Genomic DNA, 17,658 nt, shown 5'->3' with positions numbered 1-17,658 from the left:
TGCGGGGGCATCCTGGGCACTACCGCGGCCGCGTCACGGCCGTCGGCGTCGGCGTCGGCGTCGGCGTCGGCGTCGGCGCGTAGCCGGTGGGCCGGGCGGTGAAGGTGCCCCGGCCCTGGGTGCGGCTGCGCAGCCGGGTCGCGTAACCGAACAGCTCGGCCAGCGGCACCGTGGCCGTCACGGCCGCCGCGCCGCCCCGGGTGTCGGAGCCGGTGACCCGGCCGCGGCGCGCGGCGAGGTCGCCGAGTACGCCGCCGACCGCGTCCTCGGGCACGGTGACCGTGACCTCGACGACCGGTTCGAGCAGGACCATCGCCGAGGCGCGCAGGGCGTCGCGGAGCCCGAACCGGCCGGCGGTGCGGAAGGCCGTGTCCGAGGAGTCCTTCACATGGGTCCGGCCGTCGGTGAGCGTGACCCTGAGGCCGGTCACCGGGTGCCCTCCGAGCGGGCCCTCGGCGAGGGCGTCCCGGCAGCCCGCCTCGACGGCCCGGACGAACTCCTGCGGCACGCGCCCGCCGACGACCGTCGACCGGAACACGAATCCGCCGCCCGCCGCGTCCTTGTCCTTGTCATCCCCCTCACCTTTGCCCTCGCCTTCGCCCTCCCCTTCCTGCCACGGCTCCACGTCGAGCACGATGTGCGCGAACTGCCCGGCTCCGCCGTCCTGTTTGACGTGCCGGTGGACGTAGCCGGTCACGCCTTCGCCGACCGTCTCGCGGTACGCGACGCCGGGGCGTCCCACGGACACCTCGAGGCCGTGCTCGCGCCGGACGCGTTCCACCGCCACCTCGAGGTGGAGTTCGCCCATGCCCGACAGGACGGTCTGCCCGGTCTCCGGGTCGGTCCGCACGGCCAGCGAGGGATCTTCCTCGGTGAGCCGGGCGAGCGCCGTGGCCAGCCGGTCGGTGTCGGTGGAGCGCCTCGCCTCCACCGACACGTGCACGACCGGTTCGGCCACGCCCGGAGGTTCCAGGACCAGCGGGGCGCCCGGTGCGCACAGGGTCGAGCCGGCGCGGGCGGACTTCAGCCCGACCACGGCGACGATGTCCCCGGCGACCGCCCGCTCCAGCGGGTCGTGCCGGTCGGCCCGCACCCGCAGGATGCGGCCGACGCGCTCGGTGCGGCGCGTGCCGGCGTCCCACACGGTGTCTCCCTTCTCGATCGTGCCCGAGTACACCCTCAGGTACGTCAGCCGTCCCGTCGGAGTGGCGTTCACCTTGAACGCCAGTGCCGCCATCGGCGCCGCCGGGTCGGCGGGCCGTTCCTGGTCCGTGCCGTCGTGGGTGCCGCGTACCGGGGGCACGTCCAGCGGGGACGGCAGGTAGGCCGCGACCGCGTCCAGCAGCGGTTCGACACCGCGGTTGCGGTAGGCCGACCCGCACAGCACGACCACGCCGTCGCCGGCGCGCGTCAGGTCGCGCAGGGCGGCGGTGAGGGTGGCCGCGGTGAGCGTCTCCCGGTCGCAGAACTCCTCCAGCGCCGCCGGGTGGCGTTCCGCCACGGCCTCCTCCAGCAGTCGCCGCCGGTGTGCCGCCTCCTCGCGCAGGGCGTCGGGCACCGGTCCCTCCTGGGCCGTCTCCGCGCCGTCCGCCCAGACCAGGGCGCGCATGCGGACCAGATCGACGACGCCGGTGAAGCCGTCCTCGGTACCGATGGGCAACTGCACGACCAGGGGTACGGGGTGCAGCCGCTCGCGGATGGAGGCGACGGCCGTGTCGAGGTCGGCGCCCGCCCGGTCCATCTTGTTGACGAACGCGATCCTCGGCACGCCGTGCCGGTCGGCCTGCCGCCACACGGACTCGCTCTGCGGCTCCACGCCCGCGACCGCGTCGAACACGGCGACCGCGCCGTCCAGCACGCGCAGGGAGCGCTCCACCTCGTCGGCGAAGTCGACGTGCCCCGGGGTGTCGATCAGGTTGATCCGGTGGCCGTCCCAGGAGGAGCTGACGGCCGCGGCGAAGATGGTGATGCCGCGGTCGCGTTCCTGCGGGTCGAAGTCGGTGACGGTGGTGCCGTCGTGGACCTCGCCGCGCTTGTAGGTGGTGCCGGTGGTGTAGAGGATCCGCTCGGTGACGGTGGTCTTGCCGGCGTCGACGTGGGCGAGGATGCCCAGGTTGCGGACGGTGGTGAGCGGGTTGATGTGGGCGTTGGTTTGGGCGTTGGAGTGGGTGCGCACGGCCCGTGGCCTTTCGCTGGAACGTGAGAAGGGCGGCGCGATTCCCGGGACGTGAGCAGGACAGGAGCGCGACCGGAGCCACGTCCCGCCGCGGTGTGACGGCAGGCGTGTCGGTGCGTCAGACGCTCGTCGCGGGCATCCGGTGCCGGCCGCGCGGCGGACACCGGACGGCCGAAGACACCAGGATCACCTCGTACCGGGACGGGGGAACGACGGCAGCGGTACGGATGCGCACGGCCCGGCTCCCCTCACTCGATCTCGGTGTCGTGGTGAGTGTAGGGAGGCCGGGGGCCCTGCCGCACCGCATTTCCCGGCCGCATCACATTTCCCTGCGGCGGGACGCCGGAGAACGCCGTAAAACGCCGGATGCCGGTCGGGATCGCTCCCGACCGGCATCTCGTCTGCCTGATCTTGTGTCCGAGGGGGGACTTGAACCCCCACGCCCGATAAAGGGCACTAGCACCTCAAGCTAGCGCGTCTGCCATTCCGCCACCCGGACCAGGTGTCCATCGCTGTGCGGGTGTGGACCCCGCGGCGACATGGACAACCATACCAAGCTTTCGCAGCACCCTTCACCTGCGTTTCCTTCCTCCGCCCTCCCTCTGAGCGGCGGTCCGGGACCGACGGCTCCAGGGCGCCTAGGGTCACACCATGAGTGACTGGATGGTTACGCAGGGCCCGCTGCCGCGTCGTCGGCCGCGAGTGTTGTCGCCGCTCAGGGAGCATCTGCGGGACACGTTCTGGTTCGCGCCCACGGCGGCGATGGTGGGCGTCTTCGTGGTGTGGCTGGTGGCCCAGGAGCTGGACGCCGCCCTCGTCCGTTCGCTGCAGGACGACGGCGACTACGACACGCTCGCCGAACTGCTGCGGTTCGCGGACGACGCGAAGACGGTGGTGTCCGCGGTCGGCTCGGCGATGATGACCTTCATCGGTGTGGTGTTCAGCATCTCGCTGGTGGCCGTGCAGATGGCGAGCGGCCAGTTCACCCCGCGGGTGGTGCGGCTCTTCGTCCGCAGCCGGATCACCAAGGCGACCTTCGCGGTCTTCCTCGCCACCTTCGTCCTGACGCTGCTCGTCCTGACCAGCTACGACAGCAACCCCGATCCCCGCGCCGCCACGTCCGTGCCCCTGGTGCAGTCGGTGCTCACGCTCGTCATGGTCGCGCTGAGCCTGCTGCTCTTCGTGATGTACGTGAACGCGACGCTGCGGCTGATGCGGATCAGTCATGTGATCGCCCGCATCGCCGCCGAGTCCTTCCGGGTGGCGGCCCTGATGCCGGTGCCGACGGGCGGCGGCGAGACGCCCGGCCTCGGGCCGGTGACGGCGTGGGTCGCCCACGACGGGCACGCCGGTGTGCTGCGGGACGTACACATCGCGCGGTTGGTGCGGGTGGCACGGGGGCACGGGGTGGTGTTGCGGCTGGTTCCGCGCATCGGCGACTTCCTGGTGCCGGGCACCCCCGTCCTGGCGGTGCACGGCGGGGCGGCCCCACCGCGCCGGGCGCTGCGGTACGCCCTGTCCGTGGGAGTGGAGCGCACCTTCCACCAGGACCTGGCGTTCGGGCTGCGCCAGTTGTCCGACATCGGGCTGCGCGCCATGTCCGGGGCGATCAACGATCCGACGACCGCCGTTCAGGCTCTGGACCGGGTCGTGCAGATCCTGGCCACCCTGTCCCGGCGGCCGTTGGACACCGCGGTGCACCGGGACCGGCGCGGGACGGTCCGGCTGGTGCAGCCCGTGCCCGGCTGGACGGAGTTGGTGGACTTGGGCTTCGCCGAGGTCCGTGCCTGCGCGGCCGGGACGCCGCAGGTCACTCGGCGTCTGCTGGCCGCTTTCGACGACCTGCTGCTGCTCGTGCCGCCGGAGCGGCGCGCACCGCTGCTGCGCCACCGCGAGCTGCTGCGGCAGGCCGTCGAGCGGACCGCGCCGACACCGGCGGACCGGGCCTTCGCCCTGTTGCCGGACCGGCAGGGCATCGGCTGACCGGGGCCATCCCGTGGGGGTCCCGGGTCACGCCGTTACGGCATGAGGTGGTGGTCCGGGAAGTTCCCGGGGGGCCGCTCCCCCGCCAGGACGCGCCGTGGCCGACCTTGAACGCCCGGATCTGCGGCGCCGGCCTGTCGTACGTCGCCGGCTCTCGGAGCGTCAGGGCCGCTGGTCGTTCAGTTCGCAGCAGGCCACCTTGCGGCGTCTCAACAAGGCGTTCGCCGCGTTCTTCCGCCGGATCAAGTCCGGCGACACCGGGGTGCCCGCGCTTTCGCGGGTGAACTGGTTCGTCACGGTGGACTTCCCAAGGACGGGCACGTATGCCGATGGAACTCCACTTCATCGCGCACGAAGACCTCAAGATCCGCAACATGAGCAGGTCCCCTGTGCCGAAGCCCGCCCCCGACCGGCCGGGCACGTTCCTGCCCAACGGGGCCGCCGCGAAGGCCGGGCTCAACAAGTCGATCAACGATGCCGGACGGGAAGTGATCGCCGTGGACCCCCGCAACACCTCCCGCGCCTGCCCCCAATGCGGGCACCGCCTGCCTCGCACGGACCGGGCGGCCCCTCCCGCAGCACGCGGGAAGGGCCGCCCGGTCCGTGTTCCAGGTCAGCGGCACCGCTTGCGCAGGGCCGCCAGGTTGTCGTAGCTGATCTTGGCCTCGCGCAGCGACTGCGCGGGGTCGGTGGCGCTCGGGGAGTTGTCGTCCTCGATCATCGGGTTGTGGTAGTTGCGCTGCCCGACCCGGGAGAAGAACGACGTGTAGTCGATGACTCCGGTTCCGAAGGGCACCATGTCGTAGCCCTGGCCGTTGGTCGTGCTGACCACGCCGTCCTTGGCGTGGAACAGCGGGTAGCGCCGGTTGTGGCGGGCGACCAGTCCGGCCGGGTCGAAGACGTCCTTGCGGGTGGAGCCGTCGTGGGCGGTGTACTCGTGGAACTTGTACTGGGCCACGTGCGCCCAGAAGATGTCCATCTCCAGCCAGACGACCCTCGGGTCGCTGATCTTGAGGAAGTACTCCAGCTTGCGGATGCCCGAGCTGCGGGTCGGCCGGCCCTGGTCGTCCAGCGGGCCGCCGTCGAGCAGGAAACCGTAGGCGCTGTCGTGGTTGTGGGTGTAGAGCTTGATGCCCTCGCGGTGGGCGATCGCGCCGAGAGCGTTCCACTTGTCGGCGGCCACGTCCCAGTCCGCGCGGTAGGAGCTGCCGGTGGGGTCGCCGCCGGTGCCCATGTGGTCCATGCCGAGGATGTTGGCGATCTCAAGGTGCTTCTTGAAGGTGTCCTTGTCCTCGGTGGTCAGCGGCCAGGAGGACGGGATGAAGCCGTGGTTGCCCTGGGCGCGCAGACCGTAGTCGTCGAGCCAGCAGCGCAGCAGCCGGGCGCCCTTGATGGACTCCAGGCTTGCGCCGCCGGGAGCGTTCGCGTGCTGGTTGTAGCCGGCGAACTCCACCTGGCGGTAGCCGTGGCGGGCCAGTTGCTTGAACACTTCGCGGAAGCCGGACGGCAGGTCGGAGGCGAGGGGGTCGCGGGCGGTGGCGTCACGGACGGTGTACAGGATGATGCCGCGCTTGTCCGCCGGGACGAGGATCTGACCGTGGCCGTGGCCGTGCCCATGGCCGTGGTCGTGGTCGTGGTCATGATCGTGGTCTCTGCCGCGGCCGTGGGCGAGGGCGGGGGACGCTCCGAATACGGGGGCGGCGACGGCTCCGGCCGCCACGGCGGTGCAGGTGCTGAGGAAACGGCGCCTGCCCACGCCGAGGGTGCGGCGCAGGCTCTCGCCCGGGCCGTCGGCGGACGGGTCTGTGCCGGCGTCGGTGCGGGAGGGGTCGGTGAACGGGGTCACGGGTGCCTGCCTTCTGGGTCGTGGCCTGCGCCGATGCGGCTCGGGCGGGCCGTTGTCAGTGCCGTGTGTTTGACTCTCGGTAGTCGGATCTCACAGAGCGCACCGGTGGTGCGTCAGCCGAGTCCGGCGAGCCGGAGCAGGAGTTGTTTCACGTCGGTGGCCGCGACGCGGTCTCCGACAGCGCGGGGGGTGGAGCAGATGAGGAGCGGACCGTCGTCGTCGCTCGCGGGGAGGCGGCCGTGGCTGCCTCGAATAGGTGAGGGGTCCAGGGGCACGACCGCCATGCGGTAGCGCATGCCGAGCTTCTTGCGGGCCAGGGCGCCGGCCGCCTTGACCTTGACGTAGGGGTCGAGCGGGTCCATGAACAGCTCGACCGGGTCGTAGCCGGGTTTGCGGTGGATCTCGACGAGTTGCGCGAAGTCGGGCGCGCGGTCGTCGTCGAGCCAGTAGTAGTACGTGAACCAGGCGTCCGGCTCCGCCAGGGCGACGAGTTCGCCGGCCCGCGGATGGTCGAGGTGCTGGGCCTTCTTGCCCTCGTCGTCGAGGAGTTGCTCGATGCCGGGCAGTCCTTCCAGGGCGGCGCGGGTCGCGTCGAGGTCCTCGGGGCGGCGGACGTACACGTGGGCGACCTGGTGGTCGGCGACCGCGAAGGCACGGGACGCCATCGGGTCGAGGTACTCCATGCCGTCCTGCGTGTGCACCTCGAGCAGTCCGGCTCGGCGCAGGGCGCGGTTGATGTCCACGGGCCGGCTGACGGGGGTGATGCCGTACTCCGAGAGCGCGACGACGGTGCGGCCCTCGGCGCGGGCGTCGTCGAGCAGCGGGGCCAGTGCCGCGTCCAGGTCGGCGGCGGCCTTCAGGGAGCGCGGGTCGTCGGGGCCGAAGCGCTGGAGGTCGTAGTCGAGGTGAGGGAGGTAGCAGAGCGTCAGGTCGGGGTGCCGGGTGGCCATGATGTGCCGAGTGGCGTCGATGATCCACTGGCTTGAGACCAGGTCCGCGCCGGGTCCCCAGAAGTGGAAGAGGGGGAAGGTGCCGAGCTTGTCGGTGAGTTCGTCGTGCAGGGCCGGGGGCCTGGTGTAGCAGTCGGGTTCCTTGCGGCCGTCGGCGTAGTAGACGGGACGGGGGGTGACGGTGATGTCGGTGTCGGCGCCCATGGCGTACCACCAGCAGATGTTGGCGACGGTGTAGCCGGGGTGGGCGCGTCGGGCGGCGTCCCAGAGTTTGTCGCCGGCGACTAGTCCGTTGTGCTGGCGCCACAGCAGGACGTCGCCCAGTTCGCGGAAGTACCAGCCGTTGCCGACGATGCCGTGCTCGCCGGGGTGGGTGCCGGTGAGGAAGGTGGACTGGGCGGCGCAGGTAACGGCGGGCAGGACGGTGCCGAGAGGGGCGCGGGAGCCGGACTGGCCGAGCTGCTTGAGGTGGGGCATGTGGTCGAGGAGACGGGGGGTGAGGCCGACGACGTCCAGGACGAGGAGCGGGGTCGGTTCGTCGGGGTGGGTCGCGGCGGGGTGGGTCGGTCCGGTCATGGCAGTTCCTTCAGGCCGAGGTCCGTCAACAGGTCGCGGGCGAGGGTCAGCTCGGCGGCGATGCCGTCGGTGAGCTGGGCGCGGGCGCGGGGCCGCAGCTCGGGCGGAAGGGCCTGCCAGGTGTAGGTCTCGACCTCCAGATGACGGGTGAGGGGGTGCGGGCCGCCGACGAGCCGGGTCAGCGCGGCCTTGAGCACGGGGAGTGTGGAGGTGAGGGGCGCGGCGGGGGCCGCGTGCAGGGGCACGTGGAAGTGGGCGCGCCAGGGCGCGGTGTCGGGCAGCGGGCCGTCGTCCGCGAGGGCCTCGTCGAGGTCGTCGGTGCCGTGCAGGGCGCCGGTCGAGGTGGTGGTGCGGGTCTGGTGCAGGAAGCGGGGTTCGGCGAAGGCGCCGAGCGCCTCGCGGACCGCCGGGTCACGGGGCTGTTCGGCGTGCAGGGCGGCGGAGAGCTGGGACTTGACGACGGGGACGCGGGCCGCGGTCAGGGCGTCCAGGGCGGTGTGCGGGTCTTCGAAGGAGGTGGCGAGGTGGCAGGTGTCGACGCAGACGCCGATGCGGTCGTGGGCGATCGCGGTCAGCGGGGCGATGGCGTCGTGGGTGGTCTCGACGACGCAGCCGGGTTCCGGTTCCAGGCCGATGCGGATGGAGCGGCCGGTCAGTTCGTGGAGGGCGTCGAGACGTTCGGCGAGGGTCACCAGGGCGGCGCGGGCCTTGTCGGCGCGGGCCTCGTCGTAGGCGGTGCGCCAGGCGAGCGGCAGGGTGGAGATGGTGCCGTCCGTGACGTCGTCCGGCAGCAGTCCGGCGAGCAGCCGGGCCAGGGAGGTGGTGTGATCGAGGCGTTCGGGGTCGGCCCAGTCCGGCTTGTAGACACGGTACTTGACCTCCTCGGCGCCGAAGCCCTCATAGGGGAAGCCGTTGAGGGTGACGACCTCCAGGCCGCGCCGGTCGAGTTCGGTGCGCAGGCCGCGCAGGGCCGCGGGGTCGGTGACCAGGGCGTGGGCGGCGTCGCGGGCGAGCCACAACCCGATGCCGAGGCGGTCGCGGCCCAGGCGGCGGCGGACCGGCTCGCAGTGGTCGCGGAGCTGGGCGAGGACGCCGTCGAGGGTCTCGGCGGGGTGGACGTTGGTGCAGTAGGCGAGGTGGACGGTGGAGCCGTCGGGGTGCCGGAAGCGCATCGCTCACTCCCCGCCGCGCAGGATGGAGTTGCCCTCGTGCGTGGCGTCGCCGGAGGCCACGTCGAGTTCCAGGCGTCCGCTGAGTCCGTAGAAGGCGACGGGGTTGCGCCACAGCACCCGGTCCACGTCGTCCTCGGTGAAGCCCTCGGCGAGCATCAGGTCGCCGACCTTGCGGGTCTTGAGCGGGTCGCTCCTGCCCCAGTCGGCGGCGGAGTTCACCAGGACCTGTTCCGGGCCGTACGCGCGCAGCAGGGCGACCATCCGGGCCTCGTCCATCTTGGTGTCCGGATAGACGGAGAAGCCGAGCCAGGCGCCGCTGTCCTTGGCCTCCTTGACGGTGGTCTCGTTGAGGTGGTCGACCAGCACCCGCTCCGTGGGCAGCGCCGACTCGCGGACCACGTCCAGGGTGCGGCGCAGGCCGGCCAGCTTGTCGCGGTGCGGGGTGTGCACCAGGGCGGGCAGGCCGTGGTCGGCGGCGAGCTGGAGCTGGGTGGTCAGGGCGGTGTCCTCGGCGGGCGTCATCGAGTCGTAGCCGATCTCACCGACCGCCACCACCCGGTCCTTGACGAAATAGCGGGGCAGTTCGTCCAGGACGGGCAGGCACCGGGGGTCGTTCGCCTCCTTGGGGTTGAGGGCGATCGTGCAGTGGTGGGCGATGCCGTACTGGGCGGCGCGGAAGGGTTCCCAGCCGAGGAGGGCGTCGAAGTAGTCGCGGAAGGAGGCGGGCGAGGTGCGGGGCTGGCCCAGCCAGAAGGAAGGCTCGACGAGGGCGCGGACACCGGCCGCGTACATGGCCTCGTAGTCGTCGGTGGTCCTGGAGGTCATGTGGATGTGGGGGTCGAAGATGCGCATCAGGACTCCTTGCCGTGGGGGTCGGCGGTGCCGGGCGCGGGAGGCGCGGGCTCGGTCAGGGCCAGGACGCGATGCAGGTCCTCGGGGACGGCGCGGCCCGCGGCGGTACGTTCGGCGGCGTAGTCGGCGAGCATGCGGGCGAGTTCGTCGTCCCCGTGGGCCCGGCGGGCGAGGTCCGCCACGCTGTCGACGGGGACGCCGGTGAACAGGCACTTCAGTACGGCGTGCCGCCACTGGTGCGCGTCGAGGTGCCGGGCGGCGTACGGGCCGAGGGCGGCGGCGACGAGCCGGGTGTCGTTGGTGCGCAGGGCGTCCTCGACGAGCGGGAGGCCGTCCGGTCCCGGCACGAGGTGGGGCAGCGCGTGCAGGACGGCGCGGCGTTCGTCTGCGGTGCCCTGGGAGTAGACCCGGGTCAGGGCCTCGGTGTCGGCGCGGGCGGCGTGCAGGACGAGGACCCGGGCGGCGTCGGCGTGGGCGGGCCCGCAGCGGCGGCCGGCCTCGGCGAGGCGCAGCTCCCACACCGAGATGGGGCCGTGGGTGCCGGGGTGGGCGGCGGCCTCGTCCAGGGCCTGGTCCAGCCAGGCGCGGGCGGCTCCGCCGAGCCGGGCGGCGAGAGCGGTGCGCAGGTCGTCGGGCGGGACGTGGGCCGGGGTGGTGCCCTGGGGGTCCTGCCCGGCGGGGGTGCCGTCCGCGTCCTGGGTGCCGGGGGTGACGTGGGTGGCGTGCGGCTGCGTCATGGGGTGGCTCCCTTCAGTGGGTGGCGGAGGGCTCGCCCGGGCGGTCGGGGCGGTGGGGCGCAGGCGCGGCCCGGCGCAGGAACGGGAGGGAGCGTTCGGCGAAGTGGGGGCCCGCGTGGGAGTGGCGGGGCAGTTCGACGACGGTCAGGCCCTGGTAGCCGGTGGCGGCGAGGGCCTCCAGGACGGGCGGGAAGTCGATCTCGCCGTCACCGAAGGGGAGGTGTTCGTGGACGCCGCGGCGCATGTCCTCGATCTGTACGTGGCGCAGCCAGGGGGCGGCGGCGCGCACGCAGTCGGCGGGAGGGAGGGGTTCGAGGCACTGGCAGTGGCCGATGTCCAGGGTGAGGCCGAGGTGTTCGGGGTCGCCGAGGGTGCGGCGCAGCGTGTGGAAGTCGGCGAGGGTGGACAGGAGATGCCCCGGTTCGGGCTCCACCGCGAGGGGGACGCCCGCGGTGGCGGCGGCGTCGAGGACCGGCGCGAGGGACTCGGCCAGCCGCTTCCACGCCGTGTCCTCGTCCGTGCCCGCCGGGGTGACGCCGCTGAAGCAGTGCACGGCGTGGGCGCCGAGGTCGGCGGCGACGTCGACGGCACGGACCAGGAGGTCTCCGCGGCGGGCGCGGTCCTCCGGGTCGGGGTCGAGCAGGGAGGGGCCGTGCTTGCGGCGCGGGTCGAGCACGTAGCGGGCGCCGGTTTCCACGGTCACGCCGAGCCCGAGCGCGTCCAGCCGGTGCGCGACGCGGCGGGTGCGGGCGGCCAGGTCGGGGGCGAGCGGGTCGAGGTGCATGTGGTCGAGGGTCAGGCCGACGCCGTCGTATCCCAGGTCGGCGAGGAGGGTGAGGGCGTCGTCGAGACGGAGGTCGGCGAGGCCGTTGGTGCCGTAGCCGAAGCGGAGCGGGTGTGCGGCGGTGCCGTCCGGGATCGGTGCCGGGCGGACCCCGGTGGCACCGTCCGCGGTCGGTGGCTGCCCCGGGGCCTGCGCGGCGCCACCCTTGGCGCTGTCCTCGCCGCTGCCCCCGCCCCCGGCCCGGGCTCGGGCACCGTACTCGGCATCGTCCCTGGCCGCGTTCGGTCGGTCCTGGTTCGGGGTCCGGCTCATGTGATGCTCACCTTCCTCATGCCGGCGCGCCTCGCGAACATCCGGCCGGCCGGGGCCAGGGCCGCGACCAGGACGGACGTGGCGGCGGCACCGGAACGGGCGGCGAGTGCCGCCTGGAGGGGGACGGTGGCCCGGATGCCGCCGCCGACGGCGCGTTGGGTGAGCGGGGGTGACGGGTTGAGCGCGGCGTGGAAGTAGGGGCGGGCGGCCGTGGCGGCGTAGGCGACGCCCAGGGCGGTGGCGAGGGCGTCGGTGGCCCCCGGCGGGCCCTCGGCCGGGCTGGAGCCCGGCAGGCCGGGGGCGGCTGCTGCCCGCCGGCCTGCCGGGAGTCGGGTGCGGCGGGTGCGGCGGGTGACCAGCCGGGTCAGCGCTCCCGTCGTCGCGAGCGCCGCCAGCGGGGCCAGGACCGAACCGCCGGTGGTCTCCCGGCGGGAGACGGCCGTGACCGCGAGGGTGTGTGTGCCGAGCAGCGCGGCGGACGGCAGCGCGGCGCGGGTGCCGCCGCCGGTGGCCGCGGCGCCCAGGAGCAGATCCAGTCCCCGGGCGGCGGCCATGGCCGCCGGACCGGCGGGCGTGTGCTTCAGGGCGAGGTCGTAGGCCCACACGGTCGCGGCCAGGGGCGCGGCCACGGCGAGGGCGGGGCGTCCCGCACCGGCGGCGAGCGCCAGTCCGGCGCCGGTGAGGACACCGGCGGCGGTGAGGGCGGCGGCCGGGCGGACGCGGCCCGAGGGGAGCGGGCGGTGCGGGCGCTCCACGGCGTCCTCGGCGCGGTCCGCCCAGTCGTTCAGGGCCATGCCGGCCTCGTACAGGCACAGGGAGGAGCCGATGGCGAGCAGGGTGCGGGGTCCGGGGCGTGCGCCGGCCGCGGCCGCGCCGGCCAGGGCGTCGCCGGGGACGGTGAACAGCGCCGGCAGGCGCAGCAGTTCGGCCCACGCGCCCGCGCGGCCCGAGCCGGGCCGGGACGGGCGGGGTGCGCTGTCGCCGGGGAGCGGGTCGGCGTCCCCGGTGGCCGGCGAGTCCGCCCGCGCCGACCCGGCGGGCACGGGGGTGTCCCGCGCGGCGGCGACGATGCGGCTCATCGCCGCGCCCCACGCTCGTCGGCGCCGTCGTCGACCATGCGATCGGCCCCTTCATCGGCCCCTTCATCGGCCCCGCGATCGGCCCTGTCATCGGCAGGGCCGCGCGACGGACCGGCACCGCGACCGTCTGCGCCGTCACTCAGCCCCCCATCGCCGCGACCGCCGCCGCCCTCGCGCAGCCGTCCGGCGAAGCGCGTCAGCTCCGCGTACTGTTCGGCCAGCGACGACGGGCCGTCTCCCACCGGGTCCTTGAAGTAGAAGCCCAGCTCGCTCAGTGGGCCGGTCAGGCCCCTCTCCTGGGCGCGGGCGGCCAGCCGGGCCAGGTCGAGGACGAGGGGGGCGGCGAGCGCCGAGTCGCAGCCCTGCCAGGTGGTCTGGAGGAACATCCGGGCGCCGAGGAAGCCGTCGAAGGCGATGTGGTCCCAGGCCGTCTTCCAGTCGCCGAGTGCGGGCACGTCGTCGATGTGGACCTCGCCCTCGGGTGCGGCACCGAGGGTGTCGGCGAGGACGCGTTCCTTGCCGGCGTTCTTGGCAGCGGCGGCCGCGGGGTCGGCGAGGGCGGCGCCGTCGCCGCCGCCGAGGAGGTTGGTCCCGGACCAGGCTCGTACGGTGAGCGCCCGCTGCGCGAACATCGGGCCCAGCACCGAGCGCAGCAGGGTCTGCCCGGTCTTGCCGTCGCGGCCCGCGTACGGCACGCCGCTCACCGCGGCCGGTGCGGCCAGCGACGGGTGGTGCAGGCCGGTCGACGGCGTGAAGTTGACGTACGGACAGCCTGCGCGCAGAGCCGCCGCCGCGTACAGCGAGCTGGCCGGGAGGGTGCCTCCGGTGGGCGCGGGCTCGGTGGAGGCCACGTTGACCACCACCGCCCGGTCCGCGCCCGAGCGTCGTACGAAGTCGGTGATGTCCGCGGCGAACGCGGCGATCAGCTCCTCCTCGTCGCGGGTGTCGCCGGGCAGCGGGCCGCCGGGGCGGATCTCCTGGTCGGCCGTGGCCAGTTCGGCGCGCACCGCCGAGGGCAGTCCGGGCGGCAGCACGCCGCCGGCGCCCAGGGCCTCCGCCCGCTTGGGCAGCGGGCAGTCCACGGTGTCGTGGCCGCCGAAGACGATGGACGACAGCGCGGGCAGTCCCGTGTCGGCGAAGTCGGGGGTCTCGGTGACCATGCCGGTCGGGGGGTGCAGCCCCGCGGTCACGGCGGCGCAGCCCGCCACCACCGTGGTGGCGACGGAACCGCGGGCCCCGATCAGCCAGACGCCGGTGCGGGAGCCACGGGGGGAACCAGAGGGGGACGCGGACATGGGCAGCCTCCTTGTCGAGCGCGTCGAGTGCGTCGAGTGCGTCGAGTGCGTCGAGCACACAAGCGGTGGTACGGCCGGAGGTGGTCCGTGCGGGGTGACGGCGGGCGGAGGTCCGGCGTCCTCCGCCCGCCGCCGTTCCGGTTGCCCCTCAGGGCGGGTTCGCCCTAGGAGCGCAGTTCCTTGAGCTGGATGTTGCGGAAGGAGACCTGGTCGTCGGCGCCGTGGTTCTGGAGGCCGATGTAACCGTCGGTCAGGCTCCGCTCGGGGTCCTTGTTGGTGAAGTCGTTGATCTTGACTCCGTTGAGGAACACCTGGAGGCGCTCCCCGCGGACCTTGATCTCGTAGGAGTTCCACTGGCCGGGCGGCCGCAGAACCTGGTCACGGGCCTTGATGTTGGCCGACTTGAACGAGTAGACGGACCCCGTGGTGCGGTCGGGGGCGTCCGTGGCGTCGATCTGGATCTCGTAGCCCTTGTTCACCGCGGACCAGGGGTCGTCGGAGGCGGGGAAGCCCACGAAGATCCCGGAGTTGTCGTCGCCCTGCATCTTCCAGTCGAGCTTGAGGGAGTACGACTTCAGCTCCTTGGCCTGGTACCAGAGCAGGCCCATGCCGCCCTCGGACTCCAGGGTGCCGTCCTTGACGTTGAACGTGCCGGGGCCGGCCTGCTTCCAGCCGTCCAGGGTCTCGCCGTTGAAGATGTCCCGGTAGCCCTTGTCCGGCTTGCAGTTGGCCTTGACCTGGCCGGTGGCGTACTGCATGCCGCCGAGCAGGTGGCCGCGGAACGCCTCGTCGGCGTAGGACTCCTTGGTGTGGCCGAGGCCGGTGTAGAAGGAGCGGCCGCCGCCGTACTTCTGGCACCAGGCGATCGGGTGGTCGCCCTTCATGGTGCCGCCGTCGTAGGTGGTCTCGTCGAGGGTGGCGAGGACCTTGGCCTGCTCGCGCGGGTTGGTGCGGTAGTTGTACAGCTCGTCGGTGTGCTCCCAGGTGTCGTCCAGGTGGGCGGTGGCCGGGTGGTCGTGGTCCTCGATGCGGACGGTGGCCTTCTGGATGGCCGGGTGCGAGTCGAAGTAGGCGCCGACGAGGCCGCCGTAGAACTCCCAGTCGTACTCGGTGTCGGCGGCGGCGTGGATGCCCATGTAGCCGCCGCCGTTCTTGACGTAGTTCTCGAACGCCTTCTGCTGGTCGGCGTTGAGGACGTCACCGGTGGTGGACAGGAAGGCCACCGCGTCGTACTTGGCGAGGTTGGCCGTGGTGAACTGTCCGGCCTCCTCGGTCGCGGTGACCGAGATGCCGGCCGGGGTGCCGAGCTCCTTCAGGGCGGCGATGCCGGCCGGGATGGAGTCGTGGCGGAAGCCGGCGGTCTTGGAGAAGACCAGGACCTTCTTTCCGGCCTTGAACGGCTCCTTGGAGAACTCGAAGTCGTCGATGTCGTACAGGGCGCCCTCGCCGCCCTTGAAGACCAGGTAGAGGTCCGTCGTCTTCCTGGGCAGGGACCGCAGGGGTACGTCGACGTTCTGGAAGGTCTCCCAACTGCCGGTCGGCGGGATGTACGCCGAGCCGTGCAGCTTGCCGGTGGGCGAACCGGTGCGTACCTCGATGTAGCCGCCGGAGCCGCCGGAGGAGGCGCGTACGGTCAGCTTCTTCTGCCCGTCGAACTTGTAGGGGCTGAAGGAGATCCAGTCGCCGTCGTTGATGTCGCCGACGGTCTTGCCGCCGTTGGCGCCGGTCTTGTCGATGGGCGACACGCCCTGCTGGGTGGTGAAGTGCTCGGCCTGGCGGTGCGGCGGCTGGATCACGGTGCGGGCGGTGCCGGTCAGGGCCTCCTGGCCGTTGGCTCCGCCGTCGGTGTAGCTGGCGCCGACGACGCCGTAGATGTTGGCGTTGGGGTCGTGGCCGCCGTCTCCGGGCGGCGGCTCGAGGGTGCCCTCACAGCCCATCTCGCTGGTCAGCTCGTGGGCGTGGGAGTCGTGGCCGAGGCTGTAGGCGACCTTGACCTTGGAGCAGTCGATCGTCTCCTCGGGGTCGGTGACCTTCACCTTGAACGGGATGGGCTCGCCCATGGGGAGCAGGGTGCCGTTGCCCGGGGTCTCGATGGTCACCTTGGGTTCGGTGTTGCCGACCACGATGCGGACGCTGGCGTTGCCGGTGTTGCCCTCGGGGTCCGTGGCGGTGAAGGTCGCGGTGTAGGTGCCGACCTTCTTGTACTTGTGCCTCGGGGTGAGTCCCTCGCCCTTGGTGCCGTCGCCGAAGTCCCAGGCGTAGGTGAGGTCCGGGGAGTCGGCGTCCTTGGCGGTGGCGGTGAACTTCACCCTCAGGCCGGCCGCGCCGGACGTCTTGTTGGCGCTCACCTCGGCGATCGGGGAGAAGCCGTCCTGGGCGTTCTCGATCCGGTAGAGCGCCGAGTCCTTGTCTCCCTGGAACCAGGACAGGCCGTAGTCCAGGACGTAGAGCGCGCCGTCGGGGCCGAACTCCATGTCCATGATCTGGGTGCCGGTCCACGGGAAGTCGTTGATCTTCGAGACCGTGCCGTCGGCGTTCTGCTCGATCCGCTTGATCCAGCGGCGGCCGAACTCGCCGGCGAAGAAGTCCCCGTCGTATTCCTCGGGGAACTTCACGCTGGATTCGAGGTCCGGGTCGTAGCGGTAGACCGGGCCGCCCATCGGGGACTCGGAGCCGCTGCCGAACTCGGGCACGGAGTCGTCGTCGTACGGGATCCAGGCGGCCTGGGCGGGCGGCAGGTCGGTGAGACCGGTGTTGTGCGGGGAGGTGTTCTTCGGGGCGGCGCAGTCGAAGGTCTCGCCGGAGGTGCCGGTGGCGAAGTCGTAGTCGACGTACGGGTCGTTGTCGCCGGTGCAGAACGGCCAGCCGAAGTTGGCGGCCTTGGTGACCTTGGCGAACTCGACCTGGCCCGCGGGGCCCCGCTTCGGGTCGGCGGCACCGGCGTCGGGGCCGTAGTCGCCGACGTAGACCGTGCCGGTCTTCTTGTCGACGCTGATGCGGAACGGGTTGCGGAAGCCCATCGCGTAGATCTCGGGACGGGTCTTCTCCGTGCCGGGCTCGAAGAGGTTGCCCTCCGGGACGGTGTACGAGCCGTCCTCGGCGACCTTGATGCGCAGGATCTTGCCGCGCAGGTCGTTGGTGTTGCCGGCGCTGCGACGGGCGTCGAAGGCCGGGTTGCGGTCGGCTCGTTCGTCGATCGGCGTGTAGCCGTCGGAGGCGAAGGGGTTGGTGTCGTCGCCGGTGGAGAGGTAGAGGTTGCCCTCGGCGTCGAAGGCGATGTCGCCGCCGACGTGGCAGCAGGTGCCGCGGGAGGCCGCGACGTCCAGGACCTTCTTCTCGCTGGCCATGTCCAGCGTGCCGTTGGGCTTGAGGACGAACCGGGAGAGGCGGTTGACGCCGTCGAACGGCTTGAAGTCCTCGGCGGTGCCGTTCTCCGGGGCGTCGCCCGCGGGGGTGTCGAGCGGCGGGGCGTAGTAGAGGTAGATCGCCCGGTTGTTCTCGAAGTCCGGGTCGATGCCGACGCCCTGCAGGCCCTCCTCGTCGTGGTTGTAGACGGGGATCCGGCCGGCGACCTTGGTGACGCCGCCCTGGTCGGTGAGGCGCAGTGTGCCGTCGCGGGCGGTGTGCAGGACGCTGCGGTCCGGGAGCACGGCGAGCGACATCGGCTCGCCCATCTCGGGCTCGCCCTTGGCGAGCGGTACCTGCTGGAACTGTCCCTCGGCGGCGGCTGCCGTCTCGTCGTGCTCCGGGTGGCCCGGGTGGGCTCCGGCGACGGTCGCGGGGGTGCCCACGGCCAGCAGCAGGCCGGTGAACAGGGCAAGGGCGGTGCGAAGCCTGGGACGCCTTGTGGTCCGGGTGCCTTTGAGTCTGGTTCTGTGCACGAAGTCCCTCCGGGA

The 17,658-nt window shown here is 72.6% G+C and carries 11 protein-coding genes, 1 tRNA gene and 1 pseudogene; 2 read left to right on the top strand and 11 right to left on the bottom strand.

The features are described from left to right. Window positions 1-19: 19 nt before the first annotated feature. Together fusA and KUM40_RS14835 are read right to left on the bottom strand one after the other, a co-directional pair. Window positions 20-2,176, bottom strand: coding sequence for an elongation factor G (gene fusA, locus KUM40_RS14840; protein ID WP_308401146.1), 2,157 nt, complete (start codon window positions 2,174-2,176; stop codon window positions 20-22). A gap of 414 nt (window positions 2,177-2,590) precedes the next feature. After that, window positions 2,591-2,675: transfer RNA gene (locus KUM40_RS14835), tRNA-Leu, on the bottom strand. A 152-nt stretch (window positions 2,676-2,827) separates the two neighbouring features. Between KUM40_RS14835 and KUM40_RS14830 the strand changes: the two genes are divergently transcribed. After that, complete coding sequence (locus tag KUM40_RS14830; protein ID WP_217166392.1) at window positions 2,828-4,159, top strand: DUF2254 domain-containing protein; 1,332 nt, start codon at window positions 2,828-2,830, stop codon at window positions 4,157-4,159. Between the two features lie 157 nt (window positions 4,160-4,316). Continuing rightward, window positions 4,317-4,812 (top strand): annotated as a pseudogene (locus KUM40_RS41305) (zinc ribbon domain-containing protein); the annotation flags it as partial. On the opposite strand, the gene KUM40_RS14820 reads toward KUM40_RS41305, so the two are convergent. The 9 genes from KUM40_RS14820 to KUM40_RS14780 all read right to left on the bottom strand — a co-directional run bounded on the left by KUM40_RS14820 (window position 4,773) and on the right by KUM40_RS14780 (window position 17,643). Continuing rightward, complete coding sequence (locus KUM40_RS14820) at window positions 4,773-6,005, bottom strand: sugar phosphate isomerase/epimerase (RefSeq protein ID WP_217166391.1); 1,233 nt, start codon at window positions 6,003-6,005, stop codon at window positions 4,773-4,775. The pseudogene KUM40_RS41305 and the gene KUM40_RS14820 overlap by 40 nt on opposite strands. Window positions 6,006-6,118: 113 nt before the next feature. Beyond that, window positions 6,119-7,531, bottom strand: coding sequence for a nucleotide pyrophosphatase/phosphodiesterase family protein (locus KUM40_RS14815; RefSeq protein ID WP_217166390.1), 1,413 nt, complete (start codon window positions 7,529-7,531; stop codon window positions 6,119-6,121). Then, the gene (gene eboE / locus KUM40_RS14810; protein WP_217166389.1) at window positions 7,528-8,703 is read right to left on the bottom strand and encodes a metabolite traffic protein EboE; all 1,176 of its coding nucleotides are present in this window, start codon (window positions 8,701-8,703) and stop codon (window positions 7,528-7,530) included. The genes KUM40_RS14815 and eboE overlap by 4 nt, the downstream gene beginning before the upstream one ends. Before the next feature lie 3 nt (window positions 8,704-8,706). Further along, on the bottom strand, window positions 8,707-9,555 hold the full coding sequence (locus tag KUM40_RS14805; RefSeq protein ID WP_217166388.1) for a TatD family hydrolase: 849 nt from the start codon (window positions 9,553-9,555) through the stop codon (window positions 8,707-8,709). After that, window positions 9,555-10,292 (bottom strand): EboA domain-containing protein, encoded by a 738-nt coding sequence (locus KUM40_RS14800; RefSeq protein ID WP_217166387.1) that lies wholly within the window; start codon window positions 10,290-10,292, stop codon window positions 9,555-9,557. Before KUM40_RS14800 ends, KUM40_RS14805 begins: the two co-directional genes overlap by 1 nt. A 13-nt stretch (window positions 10,293-10,305) precedes the next feature. Beyond that, window positions 10,306-11,388: a sugar phosphate isomerase/epimerase gene (locus tag KUM40_RS14795; protein ID WP_254395072.1), complete on the bottom strand. Its 1,083-nt coding sequence runs from the start codon at window positions 11,386-11,388 to the stop codon at window positions 10,306-10,308. Continuing rightward, a complete protein-coding gene (locus KUM40_RS14790; protein ID WP_217166386.1) occupies window positions 11,385-12,467 on the bottom strand; it encodes an SCO3242 family prenyltransferase in 1,083 nt (360 codons plus the stop codon). The genes KUM40_RS14795 and KUM40_RS14790 overlap by 4 nt, the downstream gene beginning before the upstream one ends. Next, the gene (locus KUM40_RS14785) at window positions 12,464-13,762 is read right to left on the bottom strand and encodes an inositol-3-phosphate synthase (protein ID WP_217166385.1); all 1,299 of its coding nucleotides are present in this window, start codon (window positions 13,760-13,762) and stop codon (window positions 12,464-12,466) included. The genes KUM40_RS14790 and KUM40_RS14785 overlap by 4 nt, the downstream gene beginning before the upstream one ends. Window positions 13,763-13,926: 164 nt before the next feature. Continuing rightward, complete coding sequence (locus KUM40_RS14780) at window positions 13,927-17,643, bottom strand: ThuA domain-containing protein (protein ID WP_217166384.1); 3,717 nt, start codon at window positions 17,641-17,643, stop codon at window positions 13,927-13,929. Between the last annotated feature and the right edge of the window lie 15 nt (window positions 17,644-17,658).

The organism is Streptomyces sp. AC512_CC834 (assembly GCF_019049325.1).
Lineage (GTDB): Bacteria > Actinomycetota > Actinomycetes > Streptomycetales > Streptomycetaceae > Streptomyces.
Note: the sequence above shows the minus strand (reverse complement) of the source record. Positions and strands in the feature narration are given on the sequence as shown.